The organism is uncultured Leptotrichia sp. (assembly GCF_938036635.1).
GTDB classification, from domain to species: domain Bacteria; phylum Fusobacteriota; class Fusobacteriia; order Fusobacteriales; family Leptotrichiaceae; genus Leptotrichia; species Leptotrichia hongkongensis.
Map to the genome: position 1 here is coordinate 1 of NZ_CALHQO010000545.1, position 5,680 is coordinate 5,680.

Genomic DNA, 5,680 nt, shown 5'->3' on the forward strand with positions numbered 1-5,680 from the left:
ACATCGTCAAAGCTGTTATATTCACTTCTGTGTTCCAATGCATACTTGATATGATCATCTTTTCTATTTTTCATATTTCTCCTATTTTTTATAATTTTTCAGCATACAGCAATTCAATCCCGAATTTTTCCCATCTGTTGATAATAGTTTTTGTATCATTTTTGTTAAAGGAAAGGGCAATTCCGCAATCTCCACCGCCAGCACCGCTACTTTTGGCACAAATATCCAGTTTTTGAGCAGAATTTACTAATTTTAATAATTTTTGGCTATAAATATTTTCATTTAAGTTTTGAAGTAATTTCCCATTTTTATTAATGCATTTTTTTATCATTGGCTTATCTCCATTTTTCATGGCAATTCTCAAATCTTGTACGATATTTTCTACATTTTTTAAAAAATTTTCATCAATGGAACTTTTTACAATATTTATCAAATTACTAGAAATAGCAGGTTCTTTTGTCCATCCGACTAAAAAATTACAATTTAAATTGTTTTTGTTAAAATGAAGTTCAGAAATTTCGTAATTCCAGTTAGTTTTTAGAACACTTTCCAGAGTTTCGTTTTTCATTAACTCACTAATTTTTTTTCTGTCGAAAGATTTATAAAAAATTAAATTTTCGTAGGAAATGCAGGCTATATCGCCCATAGATCCATTATCTCCACGTTTTAGCAGAACATAGGAAGACAGCTTGAAAAGTATTTCCTTTGAAACTTTTAGATTATATAGACTTAAAATGGATTTTATTGTTAAAACAACAACACTGCCACTTGAGCCGATTCCTAGTTTTTTGTTATCTATTTCCATTTTTCCATTAATTTCCAGATTAAAAGGCTTGATTTCCAAGTTATTTAACTTTAGATATTCAGTCATAACGGATATTGTTTCACAGATGAGTGAATAATTTTTGTCAAAATTTTGTGAAGCTTTTTTATCGAAATCCGTTTTTTCAAGAGTTATGGTATAATCAAACATATCTGAAAAAATTGTATATTTATCAGCAAAATTTATTTTTGAAGTCATAAAAAGGTTTATGTTTTTTATGATTGCACTTTGTCCAGCTGTTAGAATGGAATATTCTCCAGCAATATAAAGTTTTCCACAAGTTTGGTTAGTTATTATTTTATTTTTTGACATTTTTTTCTCTTTCATTTTTATAAAAGGTAAGGCATTAAAAATGCTTATAATAACCAATTATACCATAAAAAACGCCATAGTAAAACCACTTTGAAATTAAATTTTTAAATTATAGTCATTATGTCAAAATAATGATTTTTTCTAGTTTATATCATTATAATCTTGGAGAAATTTAATGATTTCAAATAGTTTGACAATACAAATATAATGTGATAACATTAATTAAATAAATTTTAAAAAGGGAAGTGATTTGAATGAATGAATTGATAAAACAATTGCAAAATAGACGTTCTGTAAGGGAATTTACAGGGGAAAAGATAAAAGAAGAAGATTTAAAGACAATACTTGCAACAGCTCAAAGAGCAGCAAATTCAGTTAATGGACAGCAAACTTCATTAATTGTTGTAAGAGATAAGGAAAAATTGGCAAAAATTGCAGAACTTTGTGGAGGACAGAAGCATATTGCACAGGCTGACGCTTTTGTATTTGTATTGGTTGATTTTCACCGTGGAGTTTATGCATCAAATTCTCTTGGCAAGAGAAATATTGCTCCAAAATCTGCGGATGGAATTAGTAGATGCGGGAATTGTTGTAAATGCCTTGCAGACAGCAGCTCTTGCTCTTGGATACGGAAGCACTGTAATTGGTGCAATTAGAAAGGAAACAAAAGAATTTATAAAAATGCTTGGATTACCAGAATATGTATTCCCAATAGTAGGAAGCACGCTAGGAGTGCCTGTGGAAAGAAAATTAACCAGAGTAAAACCAAGAGTTCCTTTAGATACATTTGTATTTGAGGATACCTATGATGCGAAAAAAGTAGAAGAAGGCGTGGAATTTCACGAAAAAGATACAGTGGCTTGGCGTGAAGAAAATGGAACACCTCAATTACCGTCATACAAGGAAATGATTGTAAGAATCTACGAAAATTTCTATAATACATCAAAACAGGACTTGGAAAGTCAAGGATTCAGATTTTCTGATGAACTAGATGAGAAATAATTAATGGAATTTTTTAAAGCTGACGGATTAGTTTATTTTAAAAAATGAAAATCATATTTTAAATTATTTGAAAATATTAGGTTTATATCCTTTAGTTGGAAAAGTTTATAATAACTTCATTATTTAAAGAGCTTTAGTATGAAATTACTAGATTGAATTATTTTTGAAATTAAATGAAAAAGTAGGAGAAATTCTAAATTTATTTAATTTTTATCATTTAATCTGGTTTAGTTTTAAAAGTAAAATGAGAAAGAGAAAAGATTATGAATTTTTTAGCACATTCACTAATTTCGCTTGAAATTGATGAGCAGGAAAATAAAAAGACATTATATGGAAATTTTGCAGGTGATTTTTATAAGGGGCTAGTTGATAAAATAGAGCTTCCTGAAGAATTGAAAGAGGGAATTGTCCTGCATCGGATAATTGATGGGATTACTGACAGGAATGAGAATTTTTTGAATGAATTACTTGTGGAAAAATTTGGTATTTTTAAAGGAATTGTATCGGATATGTTTATTGACCATTTTTTAGCCCAAAATTTTGATAGGCTATTCAATGAAAATATTAATAATATTGAAAAGAAGATACTGTATAATATATCTGAAAATCAGAGTTTTTTTCCAAAAAAATTTGCAGGAACATTTAAATGGATTGAAAGTGAAAAAGTAATGTCTAATTACAAAAATATAGATTTTTTGGAACGTGCATTTTATGGAATTTCTCAAAGAGTCAGAAAAGGAGAAATTTTAAGGCTAGCTGTAAAAGAGCTGGAAAAAGATTATATTGCCTTTGAAGAAAAATCTATAAAAGAATTTTTTTATGTAAAAGAAGAAAGTGTAAAAAAATTTACTACACTTTTTAGTTTATAGAAAATTTTTAGTATAATTGGCTAACAGTTAATTTTTTGTAGTTGATGAAGATAATTTAGACATACACATAGGAAAAAATTGATTTTACAAAATTGCAGGAAGAAGGAGAATGGTAAAGATTATGAAGATAAAAAAAATTTTGATGGGGTTAATGGTTTTTGGGGGATTGATGACTATACCAAATTTAGCGGTTGCGGCACCAGCTGGAAAAGAGTCTGTAGAAATAAAAAAATATGATACTTTAAATGCCGCAGCTGAAGACTATGCAAAAGTTTTGCAGGAAATATCAAATTATGGTTCAAGAAAAATGCTTAAATCAATAAATCCAGATGTGGATAAGTATGTGGAAAAAACAAATGATTCAACATTAAAAAAACAATGGGAAGAATCAAATACAATGCTTATTGAGCAATTTGAAGTTTCTGTATATCAAGTAAATGAAAAGGGAAATAACGGAGAAGTTGTATTTTTAGTAAAAGGATACGATGAAAAAGCTTTGGATAAGTATTTAGGAGATAATGCTAAAAAATATGTAACAAAGGTTGATAACAGTAAGGATGAAGTCGAAGTTGATATTGAAAAATACATAAAATTACAATATGATTATTTGAAAAAAACTAAGAAAATAAATTTGGCAACATCAACAGTTAAATTTACAAAAGGTAACGACAATAAATGGCAAGTTGTTAAATAGTTAAACATAATTTAATAAAAAATCAATAAAATTTTTAAAACTTATAGGATTTGATATTCTATAGGTTTTTTTGTTTTTTATAAGGAAATTAAATTCATATTTTTTAGGTATTTACTGATATATTTGATAATTTTAAAAGAGGCGTCAACCTCTTTTACTCTTCTTTTGCCAAATAAATATATAAATGTCTACGACAAAATATCCAACCTAGTTGGATTAATAAAATATTAATAGTATTTTTTGAGGGGCGGATGTCTGTAATGATAAAATTCCCATACAATCATTTTAACCTTGCATACTGGACAGTAAAAAGGATTCATCCCGAAAGTCTTGTACATCTGCCTTTGATAAAATGAATATCTTGACACGGCAATGTTTTTCCTGAAAGTATCAATTGCCTCTTTAAGCCTGTCAGTAATAGTGTCAACGTTGAAGTGTCTCATTTTCCTGAACTCAAGATTTTTATTGAATCCTCCTAATGAAACAATGGCATGAACATGAGGGTTCCATTTCAGGTCCCTGCCAAAAGTATGAATGACAGAAATGAGACCGTAATGCACAATATCGGAATCAGTAAAGTAAAATTTGGAATGTTCAGAAATTTTGTTTTTTTTTTTCTTTTCCTGCTGATATTGTGAAAGATGAACTTGAAAACCTGATTAACAGCAGCAGAAAGTTTTGACAGAAGGGATCTGTCATAAAAGAAGAACTTTCTGCATTCTTGAGGGATAGTAAAAAGGACATGCCGGTGTTCAATATCGAGAATATGTTTTTGAATATTATCAGACCATGTCATAGAATACTTGTAACCACAAGAAGGACATAGCTTAGACTTGCAGGTAATAGGGAACAAATGTGTAATAGGACAGAGAGGACATTTGAACTTGACAAAACCTTTTGAAATATCTCTGCAGGCAAGAAATTTATCAATGGAAAGTTTAATATGTTCAAGGTGACTGTCGCGAATATTATTTTTCTTGAAAAATTTTAAGGAATCTAGTAAAATATTGTTGTTACTGAAAATATATTTCAGTTTATTTTGTGTAATGTTTGTCATAAATATATTATACAAAAAAATCAGCCGAATTTCTATTCGGCTTTTTTTATTTCAGTTCAAATGTAAATGGTTTCGTTATCGTACATTTCAAAGTTTCAGGATTTTTTATTTTCACTCTTATTCTACCAGCTGCTCTCCTTGCCTCCTGTTGAAATATTGAGCTCCCGCCTGATACTGAAATCACACTAACAGAACCACTGCTATTAAAACGGAATCTTGCTAAAACAGTAACAGTTCCTTTATTCCCAAGCCTTTGAGCTCCAGTTGGATAACTCAAATTTGGATTATATGAAACTGTAAAATCTTTCCCTTCATTGCAGACATTCTCATTTCCCTCTTCCCCTTTTTTAGTACTTCTTTTTCGTTCAATATTATGATTTTTACTAGAATTTTTGCTAATTTTTTCTAAATTTCCTGTTTTTGAATTATCTCCACTTTGACCTTTTCCATTAATATTTCCCCTGTTATTTCCATCTTTTCCATTATTCCCGTTATTTCTTACTTTTTGAACAAAAGAATTGCTTTTACTATTTTTATTAGTACCATCTCCCTGATTCTCATTTTTTCCAGCAACACTATTAGTTCTTGTTTTATAAATACGAGAATCATTTTTGTCATTTCCAGCAGCGTTTTCTGAAATATTTTTTGAAATATTTGTAGATGTTGATACTGCATTTGTCAGATTTTCTTTTGAAATTACTTTCAAGTTCTCATTTTTTTGTAAAATTTTTTCAGTATTTCTTGAGGAAAGTATTGATTCTAAAGGTGAGGTTGATGAAATACCAGAAATAGCCTGTGAAATATCCTTTTTCTTATTTTCTAATGGAAATACTTTTAGCTCTTCTTTTTCTTGTTCATTTTGTGAGATTGATTTAGTATTTTTAGTTTTCTGATTTTCTTTCTGATTATTCAAGTTATTAATT

Annotated in this window: 8 protein-coding genes; 4 read left to right on the forward strand and 4 right to left on the reverse strand. The window is 28.8% G+C overall.

Features of this window, described 5'->3' with window-relative positions; translation table 11 throughout:
- Window positions 1-88: 88 nt before the first annotated feature.
- The gene (locus Q0370_RS10965; RefSeq protein WP_299575648.1) at window positions 89-1,135 is read right to left on the reverse strand and encodes a phosphomevalonate kinase; all 1,047 of its coding nucleotides are present in this window, start codon (window positions 1,133-1,135) and stop codon (window positions 89-91) included.
- Between the two features lie 254 nt (window positions 1,136-1,389).
- Here Q0370_RS10965 and Q0370_RS10970 point away from each other — a divergent pair, with 254 nt between their 5' ends.
- From Q0370_RS10970 to Q0370_RS10985, 4 genes are all read left to right on the forward strand, one after another.
- Window positions 1,390-1,791: a nitroreductase family protein gene (locus Q0370_RS10970; RefSeq protein ID WP_299575650.1), complete on the forward strand. Its 402-nt coding sequence runs from the start codon at window positions 1,390-1,392 to the stop codon at window positions 1,789-1,791.
- Window positions 1,700-2,137 (forward strand): nitroreductase family protein, encoded by a 438-nt coding sequence (locus Q0370_RS10975; RefSeq protein WP_299575652.1) that lies wholly within the window; start codon window positions 1,700-1,702, stop codon window positions 2,135-2,137. The genes Q0370_RS10970 and Q0370_RS10975 overlap by 92 nt, the downstream gene beginning before the upstream one ends.
- A gap of 263 nt (window positions 2,138-2,400) precedes the next feature.
- Window positions 2,401-3,006 (forward strand): ACP phosphodiesterase, encoded by a 606-nt coding sequence (locus Q0370_RS10980; protein WP_299575654.1) that lies wholly within the window; start codon window positions 2,401-2,403, stop codon window positions 3,004-3,006.
- Window positions 3,007-3,127: 121 nt separating this feature from the next.
- Window positions 3,128-3,700, forward strand: coding sequence for a hypothetical protein (locus tag Q0370_RS10985; protein ID WP_299575656.1), 573 nt, complete (start codon window positions 3,128-3,130; stop codon window positions 3,698-3,700).
- 227 nt (window positions 3,701-3,927) lie between these two features.
- Here Q0370_RS10985 and Q0370_RS10990 read toward each other — a convergent pair whose 3' ends face one another.
- The 3 genes from Q0370_RS10990 to Q0370_RS10995 form a co-directional block, all read right to left on the reverse strand.
- Window positions 3,928-4,260: a transposase gene (locus tag Q0370_RS10990; protein WP_299575658.1), complete on the reverse strand. Its 333-nt coding sequence runs from the start codon at window positions 4,258-4,260 to the stop codon at window positions 3,928-3,930.
- Window positions 4,212-4,757: a transposase zinc-binding domain-containing protein gene (locus Q0370_RS11810; RefSeq protein ID WP_367270894.1), complete on the reverse strand. Its 546-nt coding sequence runs from the start codon at window positions 4,755-4,757 to the stop codon at window positions 4,212-4,214. The genes Q0370_RS10990 and Q0370_RS11810 overlap by 49 nt, the downstream gene beginning before the upstream one ends.
- A gap of 46 nt (window positions 4,758-4,803) precedes the next feature.
- Window positions 4,804-5,680, reverse strand: an 877-nt coding sequence (locus Q0370_RS10995; RefSeq protein WP_299575660.1) for a TonB family protein, incomplete at its 5' end; no start/stop codon positions are given.

Bases quoted from the DNA above. Each gene is read 5' to 3' on its own strand.
- Q0370_RS10965 (WP_299575648.1), bottom strand. From the start codon at position 1,135: ATGTCAAAAAATAAAATAATAACTAACCAAACTTGTGGAAAACTTTAT.
- Q0370_RS10970 (WP_299575650.1), top strand. From the start codon at position 1,390: ATGAATGAATTGATAAAACAATTGCAAAATAGACGTTCTGTAAGGGAA.
- Q0370_RS10975 (WP_299575652.1), top strand. From the start codon at position 1,700: ATGGAATTAGTAGATGCGGGAATTGTTGTAAATGCCTTGCAGACAGCA.
- Q0370_RS10980 (WP_299575654.1), top strand. From the start codon at position 2,401: ATGAATTTTTTAGCACATTCACTAATTTCGCTTGAAATTGATGAGCAG.
- Q0370_RS10985 (WP_299575656.1), top strand. From the start codon at position 3,128: ATGAAGATAAAAAAAATTTTGATGGGGTTAATGGTTTTTGGGGGATTG.
- Q0370_RS11810 (WP_367270894.1), bottom strand. From the start codon at position 4,757: ATGACAAACATTACACAAAATAAACTGAAATATATTTTCAGTAACAAC.